We start from the raw sequence: 22,834 nt of genomic DNA, 5'->3' as shown, positions 1-22,834 counted from the left end.
GCGTCTGCCGGGTCGATGGTTCCTGTTCAATGGCGACCGATGTGACTTCGCCGGCGGTGCCGGTCCATGTGGCCATCGTGATGGATGGCAACGGCCGCTGGGCCAAGCAGCGCTTTCTGCCGCGCCTGGCCGGGCACCGCCAGGGGCTGGAAACCCTGCGTGCCGTGGTGCGCTGGAGCATGGCCCGCGGGGTGCGGGTGCTCACCGTGTTCGCCTTTTCGTCTGAGAACTGGAAGCGCCCGGTGGACGAGGTTTCGGGCCTGATGGGCCTGATGGCCAAGGCGCTCTCGCGCGAGGTGCCCGAACTGTCCCGCTCGGGGGTGCGCCTGCATTTCCCCGGCGACCGCGCTGCGCTGCCGGCGGCGGTGGCTCAGGGGCTGGCCCAGGCCGAACGCGACACCGCCGGCAACGACCGCCTGGTGCTCAACGTCTGCTTCAACTACGGAGGGCGTTGGGACGTGGTGCAGGCCGCCGCACGCCTGGCCCAGCGTGGCGAAGCCGTGACCGAAGCCGGCCTGAGCGCCGAGCTGGCCTTGGCGCATGTGCCGGACCCGGACCTGCTGATCCGCACCGGTGGCGAGCTGCGCATCAGCAACTTTCTGCTGTGGCAACTGGCCTACAGCGAGCTGTTTTTTTCCGACCGTCTCTGGCCGGCTTTCGACGAGGCCGAGTTCGACCGGGCCTTGGCCGCCTACGCGGGCCGGCAGCGCCGCTTCGGCCTGACCCCCGAGCAAATCCAGGCGCCGTCGGCCCCTGCCCATTGACCGACACGGCCCGCCGCCCATGCTCAAACAACGTGTGATCACCGCACTGCTGCTGCTCGCGGTGCTGCTGCCGGCCTTGTTCTATCCCGCGCCTGAGCCGTTCTGTGCCGTGGCCCTGCTGTTCATCGTGGGCGGTGGCTGGGAGTGGGCCCGGCTCAACGGCCTGGGGCCGGTGGCGGCCGCGTTGTCGGGTGGCGCGCTGGGGACGCTGCTGGCCGCCTTGTGGTGGTGGCTGGGCTTCGCTGCGCCCGTGCCGCTGCTGTGGCAGGGCACGGCGCTGGTGTGGGTGCTGCTGGCGGTGGGCCTGCTGCGCGCGGGGGTGGCCGGTTGGCCCGCTTTGCCGCGCGTCTGGCGTTTCGGCGTGGGCTGGGTGCTCATTGGTTTGGCGTGGTGGGCGATGGCCCAGGCGCGGCACCTGGGCGTGGCCATGCTGCTCAGCGTCCTGATGTTGGTCTGGATGGCCGACATCGCCGCCTATTTCGGTGGCAAGGCCTGGGGCCGGCGCAAACTGGCACCGGCCATCAGCCCCGGCAAAAGCTGGGCCGGTGTGTACAGCGGCGCCGCAGGCGTGCTGCTGCTGGCGGCGGGCTGGGTGGCCATCGATCCCTCCGCCGACAGCCTCTACGGCCGCCTGTGGGCCTTGGGCCCGCTGCCGGCCCTGTTGGCTTTGGCCGGTCTCACCGCCCTGAGCGTTGCCGGCGACCTGATCGAGTCCCTGGTCAAGCGCAGTGCCGGGGTCAAAGACTCCAGTGGCCTGCTGCCCGGTCACGGTGGGGTGCTCGACCGGGTGGACGCTCTGCTGCCGGTGTTGCCCGTCGCCATGATGCTGGCCACGCTGTGAAACCCGCCGTTTTCTGGCTCCCGATTCCATGCACACTGGGCCCGCTGTGAACCCTTCTTCCCGCCCGCAACGCGTCACCGTGCTGGGGGCCACCGGCTCCATCGGCACCAACACGCTGGACGTCATCGCCCGCCACCCCGAACGGTTCGAGGTGTTTGCCCTGAGCGCGCACAGCCGGGTGGACGAACTGCTGGCCCAGTGCCTGCGCTTTCGGCCGCGTTATGCGGTGATCGATGCCGCGGGCGCGCCCGCCTTGCGCCAGGCCTTGGCCGGCCACGGCCTGGCCACCGAGGTGCTGTCGGGTGCCCAGGCCCTGTGCGACGTGGCCGCCGACCCTGAGGTGGACACCGTCATGGCCGCCATCGTCGGCGCGGCGGGCCTGGCGCCGTGCCTGAGCGCGGCCCGCGCTGGCAAGAAGCTGTTGCTCGCCAACAAGGAAGCCCTGGTGGTCGGTGGCGAGTTTTTCATGCAGGTGGTGCGCCAAGGCGGCGCCACGCTGCTGCCCATCGACAGCGAGCACTCGGCCGTCTTCCAATCCCTGCCGGACGACCCCAGCACCTGGGCGCTGCGCGTCGAAAAAATCATCCTGACCGCCTCCGGCGGGCCGTTCCGCCAGCGCGACCCGGCCACGCTGGCGTCGGTCACCCCCGAGCAGGCCTGTGCCCACCCGAACTGGGTCATGGGTCGCAAGATTTCGGTCGATTCCGCCACCATGATGAACAAGGCGCTGGAGGTGATCGAGGCCAGGTACCTGTTTGGCTTGGCGCCGGAGCAGATCGAGGTCGTCATCCATCCGCAGAGCGTGGTGCACTCCATGGTCCAGTACCACGACCGTTCGGTGGTGGCGCAACTGGGCACCCCGGACATGCGGGTGCCGATCGCCTACGGCCTGTCGTGGCCCGAACGCATGGCCTCTGGCGCGCAGGCGCTGGATTTTCTGGGCCTGGGCGCCCTGACCTTCGAGCCGCCCACCCCGGCGCGTTTTCCCGGCCTGTACCTGGCCTGGGAGGCCTTGCGCGCTCCGGCCGGCACCACCGCCGTGCTCAATGCCGCCAACGAGGTGGCGGTGGCCGCCTTCCTGGAGCGGCGCCTGCGTTTCGACCAGATTCACGCGGTCAACCGTGCAACTTTGGAGGCCTGCCTGCCCTCCAACCTCAGCGGCTTGGACGCCTTGATGGCCCTGGACCAGGAGGCCCGGCAGCTGGCCGAGGCGCAGGTGCGCCGCCTGTCCTGAAGGAGTGGGGATGCTGACGGTTGTGTCGTTCGTGGTGGCCTTGGGGCTGCTGATCGCGGTGCACGAATACGGCCACTACCGCGTGGCCGTGGCCTGCGGCGTGAAAGTGCTGCGTTTTTCCATCGGTTTCGGCCAGCCCTTGTGGCGCTGGACCTCTCCCCAGAGCGGCACCGAATACACCCTGTGTGCCTTGCCGCTGGGGGGCTACGTGCGCATGCTCGACGAGCGCGAAGGCCCGGTCGATCCGGCCGAACGCCACCGCGCCTTCAACACCCAGCCGCTGCGCGCACGCGCCGCCATCGTGGCCGCCGGTCCCGCCGCCAACCTGCTGCTGGCGGTGCTGTTGTACGCCGCCGTCTCATGGTCCGGGGTGCAGGAGCCCGAGCCGGTCCTGTCCAGCCCGGTGCCGGCGTCGCTGGCCGACCGCGCCGGCGTGCGCGGCGGCGAATGGGTGCTGCAGACCGCCACGGCCGATGCCGACCCCGAGCCGGTGGCCTCCTTCGACGCGCTGCGCTGGCGCCTGACCCAGGCCGCTCTGGCGCAGCAGGACCTGCGCCTGTGGCTGGCCGACAGCCCCGGCGGGGTGGGGCGCGAGGTGCTGCTGCCGCTGTCGCAGCTGGAAGCCCGCGATGCCGACGCCAGCCTGTTCCAGACTATCGGGGTGGTGGCGCCCTGGTCGGCCCCCGAGCTGGGCGAACTCATGCCCGGCGGTGCGGCCGAGGCGGCCGGCCTGCAACCCGGCGACCGGGTGCGTGCCGTGGACGGTGTGGCCATTGCCGACGCCCAGCAGCTGCGCGGCCTGATCCGGGCCGGGACCGACGCGCAGGGCCAGGGCCTGGCGCAACGCTGGCAACTGGAACGTGGTGGCCAGTGGCTGGAGCTGACCGTGCAGCCCCGGGGCGAACGCGACGGCGAGGCCTGGGTCGGCCGCATCGGGGCCTATGTGGGGGCGGCCCCGGCCATGCGCACCGTGACCGCCGGCCCGCTCGAAGGGGTGTGGCGAGGCGTGGTCCGCACCTGGGAGGTGTCGGCGCTGTCGCTGCGGATGATGTTCAAAATGCTGATCGGCGAGGCCTCGCTCAAGAACCTGAGCGGACCGCTGACGATCGCCGACTACGCCGGCAAGTCCGCCAGCCTGGGCCTGACGCCCTACCTGCTGTTTCTCGCCCTCATCAGCGTCAGTTTGGGCGTGCTCAACCTGCTGCCGCTGCCCGTTTTGGACGGGGGGCACCTGATGTATTATCTGTGGGAGGCGGTGACCGGACGCCCGGTGTCCGACGCCTGGATGGAACGCCTGCAGCGCGGCGGTGTCGCGGTGTTGCTGGGGCTCATGTCCATCGCCATGTTCAACGATGTCGCCCGCCTGCTGGGCTGAAAACTCTCTTTCATGAAAAACAAGCAAACGCGTTGGCGGGGTGTCACTTGGGGCGCGCTGGTGTCCAGCCTGGTGGCGGCCATGCCCGCCTGGGCCGTGGACCCCTTCACCGTGCGCGACATCCGCGTCGAAGGCCTGCAGCGGGTGGAGCCGGGCACCATCTTCGCATCGCTGCCGTTCCGTGTGGGCGACACCTACAACGACGAACAGGGCTCGGCCGCCATCCGTTCGCTGTTCGGCCTTGGCCTGTTTTCCGATGTGCGCCTGCAGGTGGACGGCGAGGTGCTGGTGGTGATCGTGGAAGAGCGCCCCACCGTGGCCGACGTCGGTTTTTCCGGCGTGAAGGAGTTTGACAACGAGGTGTTGCGCCGCGCACTGCGCGACGTGGGTCTGACCGAGGGCCGGCCGTTCGACAAGGCCCTGGCCGACCGCGCCGAGCAGGAGCTCAAGCGCCAGTACCTCAACCGCAGCATGTACGCCGCACAGGTGACGACCACCGTCACCCCGATCGAGCGCAACCGCGTCAACATCAACTTCAGCGTCACCGAGGGCGATGTCGCCAAGATCACCGACATCCGCATCGTCGGCAACCAGACCTTCAGCGAATCGACGCTGCGCGACCTGTTCGACCTGGACACCGGTGGCTGGCTGAGCTGGTACACCAAATCCGACCGCTATTCCCGCGCCAAGCTCAACGCCGACCTGGAAAGCCTGCGCTCGTATTACCTGTCGCGCGGTTTCCTGGAGTTCAGCATCGACTCCACCCAGGTCGCCATTGCCCCGGGCAAGGACGACATGTCCATCACCATCAACCTCACCGAAGGCAAGCGCTACGCGGTGTCCTCGGTGCGGCTGGAGGGCGATTACCTCGGCAAGGACGAGGAGTTCAAGACCCTGGTCAAGATCCGCCCGGGCCAGGCCTACAACGCCGAGGACGTGGCCGAAACCACCAAGGCCTTCACCGATTACTTCGGCGGGTTTGGCTTCGCCTTTGCCCGGGTCGAGGCGGTGCCCGAAATCGACCGCGACAACAGCACCGTGGCCTTTGTGTTGCGCGCCCAGCCGTCGCGCCGCGCTTACGTGCGCCGCATCAACGTCGAAGGCAACAACCGCACCCGCGACGAGGTGGTGCGCCGCGAATTCCGCCAGCTCGAAGCCGCCTGGTACGACAGCGACCGCATCCGCCTGTCGCGCGACCGGGTGGACCGCCTGGGCTTCTTCACCCAGGTCAGCGTGGACACCCAGGAAATCCCCGACACGCCCGACCAGGTCGACCTGGTGGTGACCGTGGTGGAAAAACCCACCGGCAACCTGACCCTGGGCGCGGGTTACTCGCAGTCCGAAAAGCTGTCGTTTGTCGCCGGCATCCAGCAGGAAAACGTGTTCGGCACCGGCAACTACTTGGGCCTGAACGTCAACACCAGCAAGTTCAACAAGCAGCTGGTGCTCAGCACCACCGACCCCTACTTCACCGCCGACGGCATCTCGCGCACGCTGGACGTCTACTACCGCACCACGCGGCCGCTGTCGGAACAGGAAGGCGATTACCGCCTGGTGACGCCGGGTGCCAGCATCCGTTTCGGTGTGCCCTTCACCGAGACCGACACCGTGTTCTTCGGCATCGGCGTGGAGCAGACCCGCATCGAGCGCGGCGACGGCCTGCCCGACGCCTACGACCAGTTCATCAACGACTTCGGTCCTTCGGCCACCTCGGTGCCCGTGACGGTGGGCTGGGCCCGCGACACCCGCGACAGCGCCCTGGTGCCCTCCGACGGCCGCCTGCAGCGCTTCAACGGCGAACTGGGCCTGGCCGGTGACACCCGCTACGCCAAGGTCAACTACCAGTTCCAGCAGTACATTCCGCTGAACAAGAAGTTCACCCTGGCCTTCAACGCCGAAGCCGGTTGGGGCAAGGGCCTGGGGGGCAAGCCCTTCCCGCTGTTCAAGAACTTCTACGGTGGTGGCTTGGGCTCGGTGCGCGGTTTCGAGCAGGGCACCTTGGGGGGCACCAGCCCGATCCAGGGCGCCACCAACGACGCCTACATCGGCGGCTCCAAGAAATTGGTGCTGAACACCGAAGTGATTGCGCCGTTCCCTGGCGCCGGCAACGACCGCACCTTGCGCATGTTTGGCTTCTTCGACATCGGCAACATCTCCAACGACACCCCTGGCAACACCGCCAAGTTCTCCGACTTGCGCGCGTCGGCCGGGGTGGGCATCAGCTGGATCTCCCCGGTGGGGCCGCTTAGAATCGCTTACGCGCGCCCGGTGCGCAAGTTCGAGGGTGACAAGACCCAGAGCATCCAATTCCAGATCGGAACCTCGTTTTGATGACCACGACCTCTCGCCACCCCTGGCGCAACGCCTGCGCGGCGGCCCTGATCGGCCTGGCCGCGGTGGCGGCCCACGCCCAAGATTTCAAGGTCGGCTTTGTCAGCACCGACCGGATTTTCCGCGAGTCCGCCGCTGCCAAGGCCGCCCAGACCAAGCTGGAACAGGAATTTGCCCGCCGCGAGCGCGAGGTGGAGGCCCTGGGCAGCCAGCTGCGCACCGCTTCGGAGAAATTCGAGAAGGACGCCCCGACCCTGTCGGAAGCCCAGCGCACCACACGGCAGCGCCAGCTGGTGGACCAGGACCGCGAATTCCAGCGCAAGCGCCGCGAATTCCAGGAAGACCTGAACCAGCGCAAGAACGAGGAACTGCAGCAGGTGCTGGAGCGTGCCAACCGCATCATCAAGCAGGTGGCCGAGGCCGAGAAATACGACCTGATCATCCAGGAAGCGGTTTACATCAACCCCAAGCACGACATCACCGGCAAAGTGATCAACGCGCTGAACGGGGCCAAGTGATGGGCCGTCCGTGAGCGCCACCCTGCGCGAGATCCACGCCGCCTTGGGCGGCGTTTTGCATGGTGCCGGTGAGCAGCTGCTGCAGCGCATCGCTTCGCTGGGCGCCGCCGGACCGGACGACCTGTCCTTCGTTTCGCACGCACGCTACGCCGGGCAGCTGACCAGCACCCGCGCGGCCGCCCTGATCGTGCCCCCCGATCTGGTGCCTGCCGCCGCGGCGCGGGGCGATTGCATCGAGGCCGCCGACCCCTACCTTTACTTTGCCCGCTTGACGCAATGGTGGAAGGCCCGCCGCGAGGCGCGCGAAGCCGAGGCGGACACCGTCCCCCCCATACACCCGACGGCCCAGGTCCACGCCAGCGCGCGCCTGGCGGATGGGGTGCGGGTGGGAGCGTTTGCGGTGGTGGGGGCCCACGCGGTGCTGGGCCCCGGGGTCGAGATCGGGCCGCACACCGTGCTGGAGCGCGGTTCTGCCGTGGGCGCGGGCAGCCGCCTGGCCGCCCACGTCACCGTGGGGCGCGACTGCACGCTGGGCGAGCGCTGCATCGTCCACAGCGGGGTCGTCATCGGGGCCGACGGCTTTGGCTTTGCCCCGCACCAGGGCCAGTGGGTCAAGATCGAACAGCTGGGCGCGGTGCGCATCGGCCACGACGTGGAGATCGGCGCCAACTGTTGCATCGACCGCGGCGCGCTGGAAGACACGGTGTTGGAGGACGGGGTCAAGCTCGACAACCTGATCCAGATCGGCCACAACGTGCACGTGGGCGCGCACACCGCCATGGCCGGTTGCGTGGGCGTGGCGGGCAGCGCCAAGATCGGGGCGCATTGCACCGTGGGCGGTGGCGCGGTGGTGCTGGGGCACCTCACGCTGGCCGACCACGTTCACATCTCGGCCGCGTCGGTGGTGATGCGCTCCATCCTGCAACCGGGCCAGTACAGCGGCGTCTTCCCCATCGACGACAATAAGAGTTGGGAAAAAAATGCCGCCACGCTGCGGCAATTGCACCGTTTGCGCGAGCGCATCAAAGCATTGGAAAACACACCATGATGGACATCCACCAGATTCTGAAACAACTGCCCCACCGCTACCCCTTCCTGCTGGTGGACCGGGTGCTGGCCGTGGAAAAGGGCAAGTCCATCCAGGCGCTCAAGAACGTGAGCATGAACGAGCCGCAGTTCACGGGCCACTTCCCGCACCGCCCGGTGTTCCCGGGGGTGCTGATGCTCGAGGCCATGGCCCAGACCGCCGCGCTGCTGGCCTTCGACACCCTGGGCGTGACGCCCGACGACAAGACCGTGTACTACTTTGCCGGGATCGACGGTGCGCGCTTCAAGCGCCCGGTGGAGCCGGGCGACCAGCTGGTGATGGACGTGACGCTGGAGCGCATGAAGGCCGGCATTTTCAAGTTCAAGGGCACGGCGCGCGTCGGCACCGAGGTCGCCTGCGAGGCCGAGCTGATGTGCACCATGCGCACCATCGCCTGACGAGGGTAGCCGTCGCATGGCGAACATCCACCCCACCGCCGTCATCGACCCCCAGGCGCAGCTCGACAGCAGCGTCACCGTCGGCCCCTACACCGTCATCGGTCCACACGTGAAGGTGGGGGCCGGCACGCGCATCGGGCCGCATTGCGTCATCGAGGGGCACACCACCCTGGGGCAGGACAACCGTATCTACCAGTTCGTCTCGCTCGGGGCCGACAGCCAGGACAAGAAGTACGCGGGTGAGCCGTGCGAGCTCATCATCGGCGACCGCAACACCGTCCGCGAGTTCAGCACCTACCACATCGGCACGGTGCAGGGCGGTGGCGTGACCCGCCTGGGCAACGACAACTGGATGATGGCCTACACCCACCTGGCGCACGACTGCGTGGTGGGCAACCACACCATTTTTGCCAACAACGCGCAGCTGGCCGGCCACGTGGAGGTGGGCGACTGGGTGATCCTGGGCGGCTACACCGTGGTGCACCAGTTTGTGCGCATTGGCGCCCACGCCATGACGGCGATGTGTTCGCTGCTGTTCGCCGACGTGCCGCCGTTCGTCATGGCCCAGGGCCAGCCGGCGGCCGGGCGCTCGATGAACTTTGAGGGCCTGCGCCGGCGGGGCTTCACCCCGGCGCGGATTGCGGCCGTCAAGGCCATGCACAAAGCCCTCTACCGCGACAACCTGACCCTGGAACAGGCCCAGGCGCGCATCGACACCCTGACCGGCCCGTACCCCGAAGCCGAGGCCGATGTGGCCCTGATGCAGGCCTTTCTGCGGGGCGTGACGCCGCAGCGGGGCATTGTGCGCTGATGCCGGGCGAACCCGCCTTGCGCGCGCTGGCCCTGGTGGCCGGCGAAACCTCGGGCGACCTGCTGGCCGCACAGTTGCTGGCTGGGCTGCGGCAACGCTGGCCCGGCTGCCGCGCGCTGGGCATCGGCGGGCCGGCCTTGCAGGCCCAGGGGTTCGAGGCCTGGTGGCCGAGCGAGAAACTGGCCGTGCGCGGCTACGTCGAAGTGCTGCGCCATTACCGCGAAATCGTGGGCATACGCAAGGCCTTGAAGGCGCGCCTGCTGGCCGACCCGCCCCAGGTCTTCATCGGCGTGGACGCCCCCGACTTCAACCTCGACCTGGAAGGCGATCTGCGCGAGGCGGGCTGCAAGACGGTGCACTTCGTGGCGCCGGCGGTGTGGGCCTGGCGGCCGGAGCGGGTGGAAAAAATCCGCCGCTGCGCGGACCACGTGCTCTGCATTTTTCCCTTCGAGCCGGCGCTGCTGGCCGAGCACGGCATCGCCGCCACCTACGTGGGCCACCCGCTGGCCCCGTTGATTCCCCAAGCGCCCGACCGCGCCGCTGCGCGGGCCCGCTTGGGGCTGGACGCCGCGGCCCCGGTGGTGGCCCTGCTGCCGGGCAGCCGCCTGGCCGAAATCGACCACCTGCTGCCCCGCTTCTTGGCCGCGTCCCGCCTGATGGCCGACCAGCGGCCCGACCTGCGCTTTGTGATGCCGGTGGTGCCGGCGGCGTGGACGCGGGTGCAGGCGCTGCTCAGAGCCCAGGGTCTGAAAGACCGCGTGCAGGCGGTGCGCGGCGACTCGCACCGGGTGCTGGCCGCCTGCGACGTGACCCTGATCGCCAGCGGCACCGCGACGCTCGAGGCCGCGCTGTTCAAACGGCCCATGGTCATCGCGTATCACATGAACTGGTTGTCCTGGCAGTTGACCCGGCGCAAGATGCTGCAACCTTGGGTGGGCCTGCCCAACATCCTGGCCGGCGAATGTGTGGTGCCCGAGTTGCTGCAGGACGCCGCCACGCCCGAGGCCCTGGCCCGCGAAACCCTGGCCTGGCTGGCCCCGGACCCCACCACCCGTGCACGGGTGCAGGCCTTGCGGCAGCGTTTCGATGCCCTGCACGACAGCCTGTGCCGCGACACCGCCACCCTGGCCACCGATGCGATCGAAAAAGTCCTCGCGGCCTGAACAAGCCGCTTTCGCTTGGCCCGTGCCCGCCCTGATCGCGGGCGTGGACGAGGCCGGCCGCGGCCCGCTGGCCGGGCCGGTGTTCGCCGCGGCGGTGATCCTGGACGAGCACCAACCGATTGCCGGGCTGGCCGATTCCAAAAAGCTCAGCGCCGGCAAACGCGAGCGGCTGTTCGATGAGATCCGGGCGCGGGCGCTGTGCTGTGCCGTGGCCCAGGCGTCGGTGGAGGAGATCGACCGGCTGAACATCCTGCAGGCCACGTTTCTGGCCATGCAGCGCGCCGTGGCCGGGCTGCGCTTGCGCCCCGGCCTGGTGCTGGTGGACGGCAACCGCCTGCCCGTGCTGGACGTGCGCGCCGAGGCCATTGTCCAGGGCGATGCCAAGGTGCAGGCGATTTCGGCCGCCTCCATTCTGGCCAAGGTGGCGCGCGACCGCGAGCTGGAGCGCCTGCACGACACCTACCCGGCCTACGGTTTCGACCGCCACAAGGGCTACGGCACCGCGCAGCACCTGGCGGCGCTGGGTCTGCACGGCCCCACCCCGGCGCACCGCCGCAGTTTTGCCCCGGTGGCCCAGGCCTGGCAACGGGCCCCGGCGGTTGTCGTGTCCCCACCCCTGTCTGCCGAGGCCGCGTGCCCATGAACGAACCCATCACCTCCCGCGACAACCCCTTGGTCAAGCAGTTGCGGGCGCTGGCCCAGGACCCGCTGGCCTACCGCAAGCAGGGGCAGGTGTGGCTGGAAGGTGACCACCTCTGCCGCGCCCTGTTGGCGCGCGGCCAGCTCCCTGCGGTGGCGGTGGCGGCCGCCTCGGCCCAGCACCTGTTGGACGCCTGGGTACTGCCCCCGAGCGTGCGCCGGGTGCTGCTGGCCGACGGCCTCATGGCCCAGGTCAGCGGACTCGAATCGCCGGCGCCGGTGGGCTTTGTGCATGCCTTGCCCGGCACCCCGGCCGTGGCGCCGGACCTGCCCAGCGTGGTGCTGGACCGCCTGCAGGACCCGGGCAACGTGGGGTCGGTGCTGCGCAGCACGGCGGCGTTCGGTTTTCGCCAGGTGGTGGCGGTCAAGGGCACGGCGGGGTTGTGGTCGCCCAAAGTGCTGCGCGCCGGCATGGGCGCGCATTTTGGTCTGCACCTGGTGGAGGGCGCGTCTGTGGCCGATGTCGCGGCGCTGACCGTCCCTGTGCTGGCCACCAGTTCGCACCACGGCGACTGGCTGCACCGCGCCGAGTTGCCGTGGCCTTGCGCCTGGCTGCTGGGCCACGAAGGGCAGGGCGTGTCGCCGGCGCTGGAGGCGCTGGCCCAGCGCCAGGTGCGCATCGCCCAGCCCGGCGGGGAAGAGTCGCTCAACGTCGCGGCGGCGGCGGCCATTTGCCTGCACGCCAGCGCCACAGCGCGCTGACGGCGCACCATTTCGGTGGCGCGTCGGTTACAATCCACAGGTTTACCCTAACCATGCGCACCTGCCGTCGGCTGCGGCCGGCCTCCCCCTGAAATTCACCACATTTCCCGGCGGGCACAGGTGCGTCCAAAACTGGAGTGTCCCGTGTTCCCCGTCCCAGCAAAAGCCATCCTTGCTCTCGCCGACGGCACGGTCTTTACAGGTGTTTCCATCGGTGCCACGGGTCAGACCGTGGGCGAGGTGGTGTTCAACACCGCCATCACCGGTTACCAGGAAATCCTCACCGACCCGAGCTACCGCCAGCAGATCGTCACCCTGACGTACCCGCACATCGGCAACTACGGCATCAACGAGGAAGACGTGGAGGCCGACGCCGTCCACGCCGCCGGCCTGATCATCAAAGACCTGCCCCTGCTCGCTTCCAACTTCCGTTCGCAACTGACGCTGAGCGACTACCTCCAGCGCGAGGGCACGGTGGCCATTGCCGGGATCGACACCCGCCAGCTGACCCGCATCCTGCGCGAAAAAGGTTCGCAGAACGGTGCCATCATCGGTCTGGCCGAAGGTGAAGCCGTGACCGACGCGCTGAAGGCCCAGGCCGTGGCCGCCGCCCAGGCCGCGCCCAACATGGCCGGCCAGGACCTGGCCCAGGTGGTGAGTACGAAGCAGTCCTACGTCTGGACCCAGACCGAATGGCAACTGGCGCGCGAAGACGGCACGCCGGGCTACGGCGAACAGACCGCGCCGCGCTTCCACGTCGTGGCCTACGACTTCGGCGTGAAGAAGAACATCCTACGCATGCTGGCCGAACGCGGTTGCAAAGTCACCGTGGTGCCGGCGCAAACGCCCGCCGCCGAGGTGCTCAAGCACAACCCGGACGGCATCTTCCTGTCCAACGGCCCGGGCGACCCGCAGCCCTGCGACTACGCCATCGCCGCCGCGAAAGAGCTGATCGAAACCGGCAAGCCGGTGTTCGGCATCTGCCTGGGTCACCAGATCATGGCCCTGGCCAGCGGCGCCCAGACCTTCAAAATGCCGCACGGCCACCACGGTGCCAACCACCCGGTCAAAGACCTGGACAACGGCCGCGTCAGCATCACCAGCCAGAACCACGGCTTTGCGGTGGACATGGCCTCGCTGCCCGCCAACGTGCGCGCCACCCACGTCAGCCTGTTCGACGGCACCCTGCAAGGCCTGGAGCGCACCGACAAGCCGGCCTTCTGCTTCCAGGGCCACCCGGAAGCCTCGCCCGGCCCGCACGACATCGCCTACCTGTTCGACCGTTTCATCCAGATGATGGAGGCGAAAGGTCGATGAGCCCCCACGTTCACGGCTGCGCCGTTTCACTGCCCCCCGAGGGGGCCTTCGCTCCCTTGGAGCGGTCCTGCGAGAGCGAATATGCCCAAGCGCACTGACATCAAAAGCATCCTCATCATCGGCGCCGGTCCCATCGTCATCGGCCAGGCCTGCGAGTTCGACTATTCCGGCGTGCAGGCCTGCAAAGCCCTGCGCGAAGAGGGCTACAAGGTCATCCTGATCAACAGCAACCCCGCCACGATCATGACCGACCCGGCCACGGCCGACGTCACCTACATCGAGCCGATCACCTGGCAGACGGTCGAGAAGATCATCGCCAAGGAGCGCCCGGACGCCATCCTGCCCACCATGGGCGGCCAGACCGCGCTGAACTGCGCGCTGGACCTGTGGCGCAACGGTGTGCTGCACAAGCACAAGTGCGAACTCATCGGTGCCACGCCCGAGGCCATCGACAAGGCCGAAGACCGCCTGAAGTTCAAGGACGCGATGACCCGCATCGGCCTGGGCTCGGCGCGTTCGGGGATTGCGCACAGCATGGAAGAAGCCTGGGCCGTGCAGAAGGCCGTGGGCTTCCCCACGGTGATCCGCCCCAGCTTCACGCTGGGCGGCACGGGCGGCGGCATTGCGTACAACCCGGAAGAGTTCGAGACCATCTGCAAGCGCGGCCTGGAAGCCTCGCCCACCAACGAACTGCTGATCGAAGAGTCGCTCGTGGGTTGGAAAGAGTACGAGATGGAAGTGGTCCGCGACAAAAAGGACAATTGCATCATCGTCTGCTCGATCGAGAACCTGGACCCGATGGGTGTGCACACCGGCGACTCGATCACCGTGGCACCCGCCCAGACGCTGACCGACAAGGAATACCAGATCATGCGCAACGCCTCGCTGGCGGTGCTGCGTGAAATCGGGGTGGACACCGGCGGCTCCAACGTGCAGTTCTCGATCAACCCGAAAGACGGCCGCATGGTCGTGATCGAGATGAACCCGCGCGTGTCGCGCTCGTCGGCGTTGGCGTCGAAAGCCACCGGCTTCCCGATCGCCAAGATCGCGGCCAAGCTGGCCGTGGGCTACACCCTGGACGAGCTGAAGAACGAGATCACCGGCGGTGCGACCCCGGCGTCGTTCGAGCCCTCGATCGATTACGTGGTGACCAAGATCCCGCGTTTCGCCTTCGAGAAATTCCCCACCGCCGACAGCCGCCTGACCACCCAGATGAAGTCGGTGGGCGAGGTGATGGCCATGGGCCGAACCTTCCAGGAAAGCTTCCAGAAAGCCCTGCGCGGCCTGGAAGTGGGCGTGGACGGCATGAACGAGAAAACCCAGGACCGCGAGACGCTGGAGCGCGAGCTGGGCGAGCCCGGCCCCGAGCGCATCTGGTACGTGGGCGACGCCTTCGCGGCCGGCTGGTCGCTGGACGAGGTGTTCCAGTTCACCAAGATCGACAAGTGGTTCCTGGTGCAGATCGAAGAGATCGTCAAGATCGAGTTGCAGTTGGATGCGTTGACGGCTGAAAAGGGCGAGAGCGCATTGGTGAGCCTGAGCGCCGACACCCTGCGCACCCTGAAGCAAAAAGGCTTCAGCGACCGCCGCCTGGCCAAGCTGCTGAAGACCACCGAAAAGGCCGTGCGCGACCAGCGCCGCGCCCTGAGCGTGCGTCCGGTGTACAAGCGCGTGGACACCTGCGCCGCCGAGTTCGCCACCAACACCGCCTACATGTACTCGACCTACGAGGCCGAGTGCGAGGCCGCGCCGTCGGACAAGAAGAAGATCATGGTGCTGGGTGGTGGTCCGAACCGCATCGGCCAGGGCATCGAGTTCGACTACTGCTGTGTGCACGCGGCGCTCGCCATGCGCGAAGACGGGTACGAGACCATCATGGTCAACTGCAACCCGGAAACCGTGTCCACCGACTACGACACCTCCGACCGCCTGTACTTCGAGCCGCTGACGCTGGAAGACGTGCTGGAAATCGTGGACAAGGAAAAGCCGGCCGGCGTGATCGTGCAGTACGGCGGCCAGACGCCGCTGAAGCTGGCCCTGGGCCTGGAGGCCGAGGGTGTGCCCATCATCGGCACCAGCCCGGACATGATCGACGCCGCCGAAGACCGCGAGCGCTTCCAGAAGCTGCTGCACGGGCTGGGCTTGAAGCAGCCGCCCAACGCCACCGCCCGCACCGAGGCCGAGGCGCTGGAAAAGGCCGCCGAACTGGGCTACCCCCTGGTGGTGCGCCCCAGCTACGTGCTGGGTGGCCGCGCGATGGAGATCGTGCACGAGCAGCGCGATCTGGAGCGCTACATGCGCGAGGCCGTGAAGGTGAGCAACGACAGCCCGGTGCTGCTGGACCGCTTCCTGAACGACGCCATCGAATGCGACGTGGACTGCTTGCGCGACAGCGACGGCCAGACCCTGATCGGCGGCGTGATGGAGCACATCGAACAGGCCGGCGTGCACTCGGGCGACTCCGCCTGTTCGCTGCCGCCCTACAGCCTGAGCGCCGAGACCGTGGCCGAGATCAAGCGCCAGTCCCAGGCCATGGCCGCGTCGCTGAACGTGGTGGGCCTGATGAACGTGCAGTTCGCGGTGCAAAAGCAGAACGGCCAAGACGTGATCTACGTGCTGGAGGTGAACCCCCGCGCCTCGCGCACCGTGCCTTTTGTCTCCAAGGCCACCGGCATCCAGCTGGCCAAGGTGGCCGCGCGCTGCATGGCTGGCCAGACGCTGGCGCAGCAGGGCATCACCCAGGAGGTGACCCCGCCGTACTACAGCGTCAAGGAAGCGGTGTTCCCCTTCGTCAAGTTCCCGGGCGTGGACACCATCCTCGGCCCCGAGATGAAGTCCACCGGCGAGGTGATGGGCGTGGGCAAGACCTTTGGCGAAGCCTTCGTCAAGTCGCAGATGGGCGCGGGCACCAAGTTGCCGCGCGCCAGCGACGCGGTGAAGAAGGTGTTCCTGTCGGTGAAGAACAACGACAAGGCCCGCGCCGTGGCCGTGGCCCGCGACCTGGTGGCCATGGGCTTCGAGCTGGTGGCCACCCGGGGTTCTGCCGCGGCCATCACCGAGGCCGGCGTGCCCTGCGTGACCGTGAACAAGGTCGCCGAAGGCCGTCCCAACATCGTGGACATGATCAAGAACGGCGACATCGCCATGGTCATCAACACGGTGGAGGAGCGCCGCAACGCCATCGCCGATTCGCGCTACATCCGCACCTCGGCGCTGCTCAACCGTGTGACCACCTTCACCACCATCGCCGGGGCCGAAGCCGCGGTGGAGGGCATGAAGCACCTGGACACGCTGGGGGTGATCTCGGTGCAGGAGATGCACGCGCAGCTGGCGGCCTGAGGCGCCACAGCGGGTTAGTCCGGATCGGCCGGCGCCATGCGACTGGCCCGATTCGGGCATAATCCGCCTGAACCCACACCGCCGACCGGTAACGATCGGCGGTTTGCTTTTGGAGAACACAAAATGGCCACCCTTCCTGTCACCAAGCGCGGCGCCGACAAGCTGAAAGACGAGTTGCAGCGCCTCAAAACCGTCGAACGCCCCGCCGTCATCACCGCCATCGCCGAGGCGCGCGCCCAGGGCGACCTGAGCGAAAACGCCGACTACGACGCGGCCAAGGAGCGCCAGGGCTTCATCGAAGGCCGGATTGCGGAGATCGAAGGCAAGCTGTCGGTGGCGCAGGTCATCGACCCGTCGGCGGTGGACGCCGGTGGCCGGGTGGTGTTTGGCGCCACGGTGGAGCTGGAAGACGAAAGCACCGGCGACGGCGTGACCTACCAGATCGTGGGCGAGGACGAGGCCGACCTGAAACTCGGGCTGATCAACATCTCCAGCCCGATCGCGCGGGCGCTCATCGGCAAGGAAGAGGGCGACGTGGCCGAGGTGCAGGCGCCGGGCGGCGTCAAGCGCTACGAGATCGTGGCGGTGCGTTACCAGTGAGGCCGGGCATGCGGGCCTGTCTGCAACGCGCGCCGCTGTTGGTCGCGGCCCTGTGGTGGGGCGGCCTGAGCGGCCTGAGTTTCGTGGCCGTGCCCATGGCGTTTGCCTTTTTCGGCAACCCGGTGGTGGCTGGGCCGTTTGCCGCCAAACTTTTTCAGGTGCAGGCCTGGGTCAGTCTGGTGGCGGCGCTTGGCTTGCTGGTGTGGGGGCGCCTGCAACGCCTGCGCGGCGGCGAGGTGACCGCCCGCTGGGTGCTGCTGCCCTGGCTGCTGCTGGCGGCCCTGGCGGCGCTGGTGCAGGAACACGGGGTGGCCGAACGCATCCTCACGGCGCGCAGCACCGGCGGCAACCTGCGGCTGTGGCACGCGGTGGGCACGGGCTTGATTGTGTTGCAGTGGCTCAGCGCCCTGCGCGTGCTGTGCTGGCTGGCGCCGCGCAGCGGCCGGCGTTAAAGGGTGGGGTAGCCCCACCCGCGGCGCACTCAGGCCAGCGCCCGCTCGGCCGATTCCAGGGTGTTGACCATCAGCATGGTGATGGTCATGGGGCCCACGCCACCGGGCACCGGGGTGAGGTAACCCGCCACGTCCTTTACCCCGTCGAAGTCCACGTCGCCGCAGAGCTTGCCGGCGTCGTTGCGGTTCATGCCCACGTCCAGCACCACCGCGCCGGGCTTGACCATGTCGGCCGTCAGCACGTTGCGCTTGCCCACCGCGGCCACGATCACGTCGGCCTGCAGCGTCTGCGCCTTCAGGTCGGCGGTGCGCGAGTGGCAGACGGTGACGGTGGCGTCTTGTTGCAGGAGCATCATGGCCATGGGCTTGCCCACGATGTTGCTGCGGCCGATGACGACCGCGTGCTTGCCGCGCAGGTCGTAACCGATGCTCTCCAGCATCTTCATGCAGCCGTAGGGCGTGCAGGGCCAGAAACCGGGCTGGCCCACCATCAGCGCGCCGGCGCTGGCCACGTGGAAGCCGTCCACGTCCTTGGCCGGGCTGATGGCTTCGATGACCTTGTGCGCGTCGATGTGTGCCGGCAGCGGCAGCTGAACCAGGATGCCGTGGATGCTGGGGTCGTTGTTCAGGGCGTCGACCCGGGCCAGCAGTTCGGCCCCGGTCATGTCGGCGCCGTATGTTTCCAGCACCGAGTGCATGCCGGTGTCTTCGCAGGCCTTGACCTTGTTGCGCACATAAACCTGGCTGGCCGGGTTGTTGCCGACCAGCACCACGGCCAGGCCGGGGGTGAGACCGCGCGCCTTGAGGGCGGCGACGCGTTGGGAGACTTCGGTGCGCAGTTGGCGCGAGAGGGCGTTGCCGTCGATCAGTTGGGCGGTCATGGGGAACAAAAAAAGGTCAGGCCTTGGCCGTGGCGGGCGCCAGGGCGATTTTGAGCAGGTCGGCCACGGTGTTGGCCGAGAGTTTTTCCATGATGTTGGCGCGGTGCGCCTCCACCGTCTTGATGCTGATGCCCAGGTCGTCGGCGATCTGCTTGTTCAGGCGGCCGGCGACAATGCGCTCCAGCACCTGCGACTCGCGGGTGGTGAGCCGACCGAGCAGGGCGTCGCGGGTGGCGGCCTGCTGGTGCACCGCAAACGCGGCGCGGGCGGTCTCCAGCATGCGCTCCACCAGGCCCACCAGCTGTTCCTCGTTGAAAGGCTTCTGGATGAAGTCGAGCGCGCCTTTCTTCATGGTCTCCACCGCCATGGGCACGTCGCCGTGGCCGGTGATGAAGACGATGGGCAGCGGGGACTGGCGTTCCAGCAGGCGGTTCTGCAGGTCCAGGCCGGTCATGCCGCCCATGCGGATGTCGGCGATCAGACAGGCCACCTCGCGCGGGTCGTAACGGCTCAGAAAGGCCTCGGCCGATTCAAAGCAGCGGACCCGGTAGTCCTTGCCTTCCAGCAGCCACTGCAGCGAATCGCGCACGGCCTCGTCGTCGTCGACCACGTACACCGTGCCTTTTTTGGGTATCAAGCTCATCTCACTCTTTCTGGTGTGGTGTCTGGCTCATCGGGTGCGACCCCGACCGGGTTTTCACGCATGGACTGCGGAGGCGACGGGAATCCAGAAACTGAATTCGCAACCCGTGATGTCCGAGCCATTGTAGAGGTTTCGCGCCTGCAGCCGCCCGTGGTGCGACTCGACGATGGAGCGGCACAGCTTGAGGCCGATGCCCATGCCCTCGGATTTGGTGCTGTAAAACGCCTCGTAAATGCGTTCGAGCTGCTCCAGGGGGATGCCGCCGCCGCTGTCCTGCACCGAGAACTCCACCGTGGCCTGGCCGTCGATCTGGCGCGGCGTGACCTTGAGTTCGATGTGGCGCTGGGCGGGGGGGCGCTGGGCCTGGGCGATCGACTCGCCGCCGTTTTTGATGAGGTTGATCAGCACCTGCTCGATCAGGATCGGGTCCACCATCAGCCGGGGCAGCCGCGCGGCCACGTAGGTGTTGAGCCGCACCATGTGGCGGCGCAGGTCGATCTCGGCCAGTTCGGTGGCGTTGCTCACCATCTGCGCCACGTCCGACAGGGTGGGGTTGGGTTCGCTGCGTTTCACAAAGGCGCGGATGCGTTGGATGATCTGCCCGGCACGCTGCGCCTGTTTGGCGGTTTTTTCCAGCGCGCCCAGCAGCTCGTCCTCGCTGATCTGCTTTTTTTGCAGCCGCGAGATCATGCCGCTGCTGTAGTTGCTGATGGCCGTCAGCGGCTGGTTCAGTTCGTGCGCGACGCTGGACGCCATCTCGCCCATGGTGATGAGGCGGCTGGCCGTTTCGGCGCGTTCGGCCTGCAGCGCGGCCTGTTCTTCGGCCAGGCGGCGCGCGGTGATGTCGGTGGCGATCACCATCTGCGCCAGCCGGCCGTCCACCCAGGTCAGGTAGCGGGTGCGCACCTCCAGCCACTTGTTCAGCTCGGGCAGGTGGATCTGCGCGTTCTCGGCGCCGGCTTCCAGCAGCGCGTCGGTGGGCAGGCCGGCCAGGCCGTCGACCAGATCGTTGCCCTCGGTGGAGGGCAGGGCGGGCAGGGTGGACGACAGGTCGAGCAGCATGCGGTGGCCGCGCCCGCCGGTGCCCAGCCAGGTCTGGTACATCTTGTTGGCGAACAGCAGTTCGGTGCTGCCCAGTGGCGCCACCGATATGGCTTCGTCCAGGCTGTCGAGCACGGTGGTGAAGCGGTCGTACGAGGCGGTCAGCTCCTCACGGATGCGCTTGGGCTCGGTGATGTCGGTCATCGAGGTCATCCAGCCGGTCTGCTTGCCGCGCGCGTCCACCAGGGGCGAGACGTACATGCGGGCATAAAACACGCTGCCGTTCTTGCGTTTGACCGGCACCTCGAAGCCCCCAGGCAGCGAGCGGCCGTTGAGCTCGTCCTCCAGCCGGGCCATGAGGTTGTCGTGCTCAGCCTCGGGCCAGTAGGGAAACGGCGCGGTCTGGTCCAGCAGGTCGTCTTCGGTCCAGCCGGTCATGCGGCAAAAGGCGGGGTTGACGTAGGCGATGCGGCCCTGCAGGTCGAGTGCCCGCATGCCGGTGAGCATGGAGTTTTCCATGGCCCGGCGGAAGTTGGTTTCGGCCACCAGTTCGCGCTGCACCTGCAGGCGGCGGCGGGTGTGCCGCATGTTGGCCAGCAGGATCCAGACCGTCAGCGCACTCATGGCACCGACGATCCAGAAAAAGGTTTCGCCGATGGTGTCGCGGCTGGTGCGGTAGCCCTCGGCTTTGAGGATGAGGCTGTTGCCCACGGGCGACACCGGCATTTCGTGCGACTGTGGCTTGGCGGCCCAGGGCAGCCGGCGCAGGCCACTGAGCGCCACGGTGTGGGCGGTGCCGGCCAGCACCTGGCGCTGCTCGTCGAGCAGGGTGACGGCGTAGCGCGCCAGCACCTCGTTGGGCACGCCAAAGCGCAGCAGGCCGTCGATGGCGTATTCCGCCATCAGCACGCCACTGAAGCGGCCCTGCTCGTTCAGCGGCACCAGCAGCATCAGTGTGCGTTCTTCGCCCGGCTCGCCCATGGGGCGGGAATACAGGGTCTGGCGCAGGTCGCGGGCCAACTCAAAGGTGCCGTCGGTGCTGTCGGGCGGCAGCGTCTGGCCACTGGAGCGCGCCATGTGCGCCGGTGCGCTGGGCGAGGCGTAACCCGTCACCACCTCGCGCAGCGGGTTGACCCAGGTCACCGCCAGCAGCTCGGGGTATTGCGACACCAGCGTCTCGATCTGGAAGCCGAATTCGGTTTCCTCGATTTCGCGGTTGGAAATGTCGCGCGCGATGCGCATGAGCTGTTCCTGCCGTTCCAGCAGGCGCAGACGCAGGCGTTGCTGGCCGTACTCCACGTCGCGCGTCACCGCCTCTTGTTCGCGGTCGATCTCCTCCAGCGTGAAGTAGGTGATGGCCGAGACGATGGCCGCCAGGAACAGGAACACCGACAGCAGCGGGCCGATGGCGGCGAGCCGGTCCTGTTGCGTCGGCGGCAAGCTGCGCCAGCGGGTGCGCCACCACTGAAGCGGGGTGCGCGAAGGGCGGTCGGTTTTGACGGAGGGTGGCACGGGCATGGCGCGAGTCTAGAGGAAAGTCCCAGGAGGAAAAGGGTGCCTTTGTCTTGAAATATCGCAATGTGAAAAAGTAAATCGCATGTTGAAAAAATCAAAAAACCGTGCGAAACTCCGTGACATGGTGACGCCCTCACCGTAACCTTTGTTGAAACGCCAAGGAGACATCCATGACCACGAGCCCCACGCCGGCCAAAGGCTTTGTTCCGCCTGACACCGACCACCAGGAAACCCGCGAATGGCTCGACGCCTTGCGCGCGGTGATCGAGAAAGGGGGCGGCGAACGCGCGCACTTCCTGCTCGAACAGTTGCTGGAAGAGGCCCGCGAAAACAGCATCGACCTGCCGTTTTCGGCCACCACCGGCTACGTCAACACGCTGGAGCCGACCGAAGAGGCGCGCTGCCCGGGCAACATCGAAATTGAAGAGCGCCTGCGCGCTTACATGCGCTGGAACGCCATGGCCATGGTGGTCAAGGCCAACCGCCACAACCCGGCCGATGGCGGCGACCTCGGCGGCCACATCGGCTCCTTCGCGTCGCTCGCCCACATGTTTGGGGCCGGCTTCAACCACTTCTGGCACGCCGAGAGCGAAGGCCACGGCGGCGACTGCATCTACATCCAGGGCCACGTGTCGCCCGGCGTGTACGCCCGTGCCTACCTGGAAGGCCGCCTGACCGAGGAGCAGCTGCTGAACTTCCGCCAGGAAGTGGACGGCAAGGGTCTGTCGAGCTACCCGCACCCCAAGCTGATGCCCGAGTTCTGGCAGTTCCCGACCGTGTCCATGGGCCTGGGCCCGCTGATGGCGATTTACCAGGCGCGTTTCCTGAAATACCTGCACGCCCGCGGCATTGCCGACACCAGCAACCGCAAGGTCTGGGTCTTCTGCGGCGACGGCGAAATGGACGAGCCGGAAAGCCTGGGCGCCATCGGCCTGGCCGCGCGCGAAGGCCTGGACAACCTGATCTTCGTCATCAACTGCAACCTGCAGCGGCTGGACGGCCCGGTGCGCGGCAACGGCAAGATCGTGCAGGAGCTGGAAGGCGAGTTCCGCGGGGCCGGCTGGAACGTGATCAAGCTGCTGTGGGGCTCGGGCTGGGACCCGCTGCTGGCGCGCGACAAGGA

Annotated in this window: 19 protein-coding genes and 1 pseudogene; 17 read left to right on the top strand and 3 right to left on the bottom strand. The window is 67.7% G+C overall.

The annotated features are described in order from the left end of the window. Positions 1-29 precede the first annotated feature (29 nt). The 16 genes from uppS to HA630_RS04685 all read left to right on the top strand — a co-directional run bounded on the left by uppS (position 30) and on the right by HA630_RS04685 (position 17,631). The gene (gene uppS / locus HA630_RS04760) at positions 30-764 is read left to right on the top strand and encodes a polyprenyl diphosphate synthase (protein ID WP_166832807.1); all 735 of its coding nucleotides are present in this window, start codon (positions 30-32) and stop codon (positions 762-764) included. A 19-nt stretch (positions 765-783) separates the two neighbouring features. Then, positions 784-1,605, top strand: coding sequence for a phosphatidate cytidylyltransferase (locus HA630_RS04755; protein ID WP_166832805.1), 822 nt, complete (start codon positions 784-786; stop codon positions 1,603-1,605). Positions 1,606-1,651: 46 nt separating this feature from the next. Then, a complete protein-coding gene (ispC, locus tag HA630_RS04750) occupies positions 1,652-2,839 on the top strand; it encodes a 1-deoxy-D-xylulose-5-phosphate reductoisomerase (protein WP_371809198.1) in 1,188 nt (395 codons plus the stop codon). A 10-nt stretch (positions 2,840-2,849) separates the two neighbouring features. Then, the gene (gene rseP, locus HA630_RS04745; RefSeq protein ID WP_166832801.1) at positions 2,850-4,214 is read left to right on the top strand and encodes an RIP metalloprotease RseP; all 1,365 of its coding nucleotides are present in this window, start codon (positions 2,850-2,852) and stop codon (positions 4,212-4,214) included. A 12-nt stretch (positions 4,215-4,226) separates the two neighbouring features. Beyond that, positions 4,227-6,545 carry an outer membrane protein assembly factor BamA gene (bamA, locus tag HA630_RS04740; protein WP_166832799.1) on the top strand — a complete coding sequence of 773 codons (2,319 nt, stop codon included), beginning with the start codon at positions 4,227-4,229 and terminating at the stop codon, positions 6,543-6,545. Further along, positions 6,545-7,063: an OmpH family outer membrane protein gene (locus tag HA630_RS04735; RefSeq protein ID WP_166832797.1), complete on the top strand. Its 519-nt coding sequence runs from the start codon at positions 6,545-6,547 to the stop codon at positions 7,061-7,063. The genes bamA and HA630_RS04735 overlap by 1 nt, the downstream gene beginning before the upstream one ends. A gap of 10 nt (positions 7,064-7,073) precedes the next feature. Further along, on the top strand, positions 7,074-8,111 hold the full coding sequence (lpxD, locus tag HA630_RS04730) for a UDP-3-O-(3-hydroxymyristoyl)glucosamine N-acyltransferase (RefSeq protein WP_166832795.1): 1,038 nt from the start codon (positions 7,074-7,076) through the stop codon (positions 8,109-8,111). Next, complete coding sequence (gene fabZ, locus HA630_RS04725; RefSeq protein ID WP_166832793.1) at positions 8,108-8,548, top strand: 3-hydroxyacyl-ACP dehydratase FabZ; 441 nt, start codon at positions 8,108-8,110, stop codon at positions 8,546-8,548. The genes lpxD and fabZ overlap by 4 nt, the downstream gene beginning before the upstream one ends. Before the next feature lie 16 nt (positions 8,549-8,564). Continuing rightward, complete coding sequence (lpxA, locus tag HA630_RS04720; protein WP_166832791.1) at positions 8,565-9,359, top strand: acyl-ACP--UDP-N-acetylglucosamine O-acyltransferase; 795 nt, start codon at positions 8,565-8,567, stop codon at positions 9,357-9,359. Then, entirely contained in the window at positions 9,359-10,522 is a 1,164-nt protein-coding gene (lpxB, locus tag HA630_RS04715; protein ID WP_208299964.1) for a lipid-A-disaccharide synthase, read from the top strand. Before lpxA ends, lpxB begins: the two co-directional genes overlap by 1 nt. Beyond that, positions 10,494-11,165: a ribonuclease HII gene (gene rnhB / locus HA630_RS04710; RefSeq protein ID WP_166832789.1), complete on the top strand. Its 672-nt coding sequence runs from the start codon at positions 10,494-10,496 to the stop codon at positions 11,163-11,165. The genes lpxB and rnhB overlap by 29 nt, the downstream gene beginning before the upstream one ends. Further along, positions 11,162-11,923 carry an RNA methyltransferase gene (locus HA630_RS04705; RefSeq protein ID WP_166832787.1) on the top strand — a complete coding sequence of 254 codons (762 nt, stop codon included), beginning with the start codon at positions 11,162-11,164 and terminating at the stop codon, positions 11,921-11,923. Before rnhB ends, HA630_RS04705 begins: the two co-directional genes overlap by 4 nt. Before the next feature lie 144 nt (positions 11,924-12,067). Then, the gene (gene carA, locus HA630_RS04700) at positions 12,068-13,240 is read left to right on the top strand and encodes a glutamine-hydrolyzing carbamoyl-phosphate synthase small subunit (RefSeq protein WP_166832784.1); all 1,173 of its coding nucleotides are present in this window, start codon (positions 12,068-12,070) and stop codon (positions 13,238-13,240) included. 81 nt (positions 13,241-13,321) lie between these two features. Next, the gene (gene carB, locus HA630_RS04695; protein WP_166832782.1) at positions 13,322-16,579 is read left to right on the top strand and encodes a carbamoyl-phosphate synthase large subunit; all 3,258 of its coding nucleotides are present in this window, start codon (positions 13,322-13,324) and stop codon (positions 16,577-16,579) included. 123 nt (positions 16,580-16,702) lie between these two features. Continuing rightward, positions 16,703-17,179 (top strand): transcription elongation factor GreA, encoded by a 477-nt coding sequence (greA, locus tag HA630_RS04690; protein WP_166832780.1) that lies wholly within the window; start codon positions 16,703-16,705, stop codon positions 17,177-17,179. An 8-nt stretch (positions 17,180-17,187) separates the two neighbouring features. After that, positions 17,188-17,631: a DUF4149 domain-containing protein gene (locus HA630_RS04685; protein ID WP_166832778.1), complete on the top strand. Its 444-nt coding sequence runs from the start codon at positions 17,188-17,190 to the stop codon at positions 17,629-17,631. 29 nt (positions 17,632-17,660) lie between these two features. Here HA630_RS04685 and folD read toward each other — a convergent pair whose 3' ends face one another. From folD to HA630_RS04670, 3 genes are read right to left on the bottom strand one after another with little or no spacing between them, the layout of a single operon-like run. Next, a complete protein-coding gene (gene folD / locus HA630_RS04680) occupies positions 17,661-18,512 on the bottom strand; it encodes a bifunctional methylenetetrahydrofolate dehydrogenase/methenyltetrahydrofolate cyclohydrolase FolD (protein ID WP_166832776.1) in 852 nt (283 codons plus the stop codon). A 16-nt stretch (positions 18,513-18,528) separates the two neighbouring features. Then, complete coding sequence (locus HA630_RS04675) at positions 18,529-19,155, bottom strand: response regulator transcription factor (RefSeq protein WP_166832774.1); 627 nt, start codon at positions 19,153-19,155, stop codon at positions 18,529-18,531. 54 nt (positions 19,156-19,209) lie between these two features. Then, positions 19,210-21,714 carry a PAS domain-containing sensor histidine kinase gene (locus tag HA630_RS04670; RefSeq protein ID WP_166832772.1) on the bottom strand — a complete coding sequence of 835 codons (2,505 nt, stop codon included), beginning with the start codon at positions 21,712-21,714 and terminating at the stop codon, positions 19,210-19,212. Positions 21,715-21,881: 167 nt separating this feature from the next. Between HA630_RS04670 and aceE the strand changes: the two are divergent. After that, positions 21,882-22,834, top strand: a pseudogene (gene aceE / locus HA630_RS04665) (pyruvate dehydrogenase (acetyl-transferring), homodimeric type); the annotation flags it as partial.

It is taken from the genome of Aquabacterium sp. A08, from assembly GCF_011742065.1.
This window is presented reverse-complemented; position numbering and strand designations above follow the sequence as displayed.

Excerpts from the sequence above, each read along its gene's own strand:
- uppS (WP_166832807.1), top strand. The coding sequence starts at position 30 with ATGGCGACCGATGTGACTTCGCCGGCGGTGCCGGTCCATGTGGCCATC.
- HA630_RS04755 (WP_166832805.1), top strand. The coding sequence starts at position 784 with ATGCTCAAACAACGTGTGATCACCGCACTGCTGCTGCTCGCGGTGCTG.
- rseP (WP_166832801.1), top strand. The coding sequence starts at position 2,850 with ATGCTGACGGTTGTGTCGTTCGTGGTGGCCTTGGGGCTGCTGATCGCG.
- bamA (WP_166832799.1), top strand. The coding sequence starts at position 4,227 with ATGAAAAACAAGCAAACGCGTTGGCGGGGTGTCACTTGGGGCGCGCTG.
- HA630_RS04735 (WP_166832797.1), top strand. The coding sequence starts at position 6,545 with ATGACCACGACCTCTCGCCACCCCTGGCGCAACGCCTGCGCGGCGGCC.
- fabZ (WP_166832793.1), top strand. The coding sequence starts at position 8,108 with ATGATGGACATCCACCAGATTCTGAAACAACTGCCCCACCGCTACCCC.
- lpxA (WP_166832791.1), top strand. The coding sequence starts at position 8,565 with ATGGCGAACATCCACCCCACCGCCGTCATCGACCCCCAGGCGCAGCTC.
- lpxB (WP_208299964.1), top strand. The coding sequence starts at position 9,359 with ATGCCGGGCGAACCCGCCTTGCGCGCGCTGGCCCTGGTGGCCGGCGAA.
- rnhB (WP_166832789.1), top strand. The coding sequence starts at position 10,494 with ATGCGATCGAAAAAGTCCTCGCGGCCTGAACAAGCCGCTTTCGCTTGG.
- HA630_RS04705 (WP_166832787.1), top strand. The coding sequence starts at position 11,162 with ATGAACGAACCCATCACCTCCCGCGACAACCCCTTGGTCAAGCAGTTG.
- carB (WP_166832782.1), top strand. The coding sequence starts at position 13,322 with ATGCCCAAGCGCACTGACATCAAAAGCATCCTCATCATCGGCGCCGGT.
- greA (WP_166832780.1), top strand. The coding sequence starts at position 16,703 with ATGGCCACCCTTCCTGTCACCAAGCGCGGCGCCGACAAGCTGAAAGAC.
- HA630_RS04685 (WP_166832778.1), top strand. The coding sequence starts at position 17,188 with ATGCGGGCCTGTCTGCAACGCGCGCCGCTGTTGGTCGCGGCCCTGTGG.
- folD (WP_166832776.1), bottom strand. The coding sequence starts at position 18,512 with ATGACCGCCCAACTGATCGACGGCAACGCCCTCTCGCGCCAACTGCGC.
- HA630_RS04675 (WP_166832774.1), bottom strand. The coding sequence starts at position 19,155 with ATGAGCTTGATACCCAAAAAAGGCACGGTGTACGTGGTCGACGACGAC.
- HA630_RS04670 (WP_166832772.1), bottom strand. The coding sequence starts at position 21,714 with ATGCCCGTGCCACCCTCCGTCAAAACCGACCGCCCTTCGCGCACCCCG.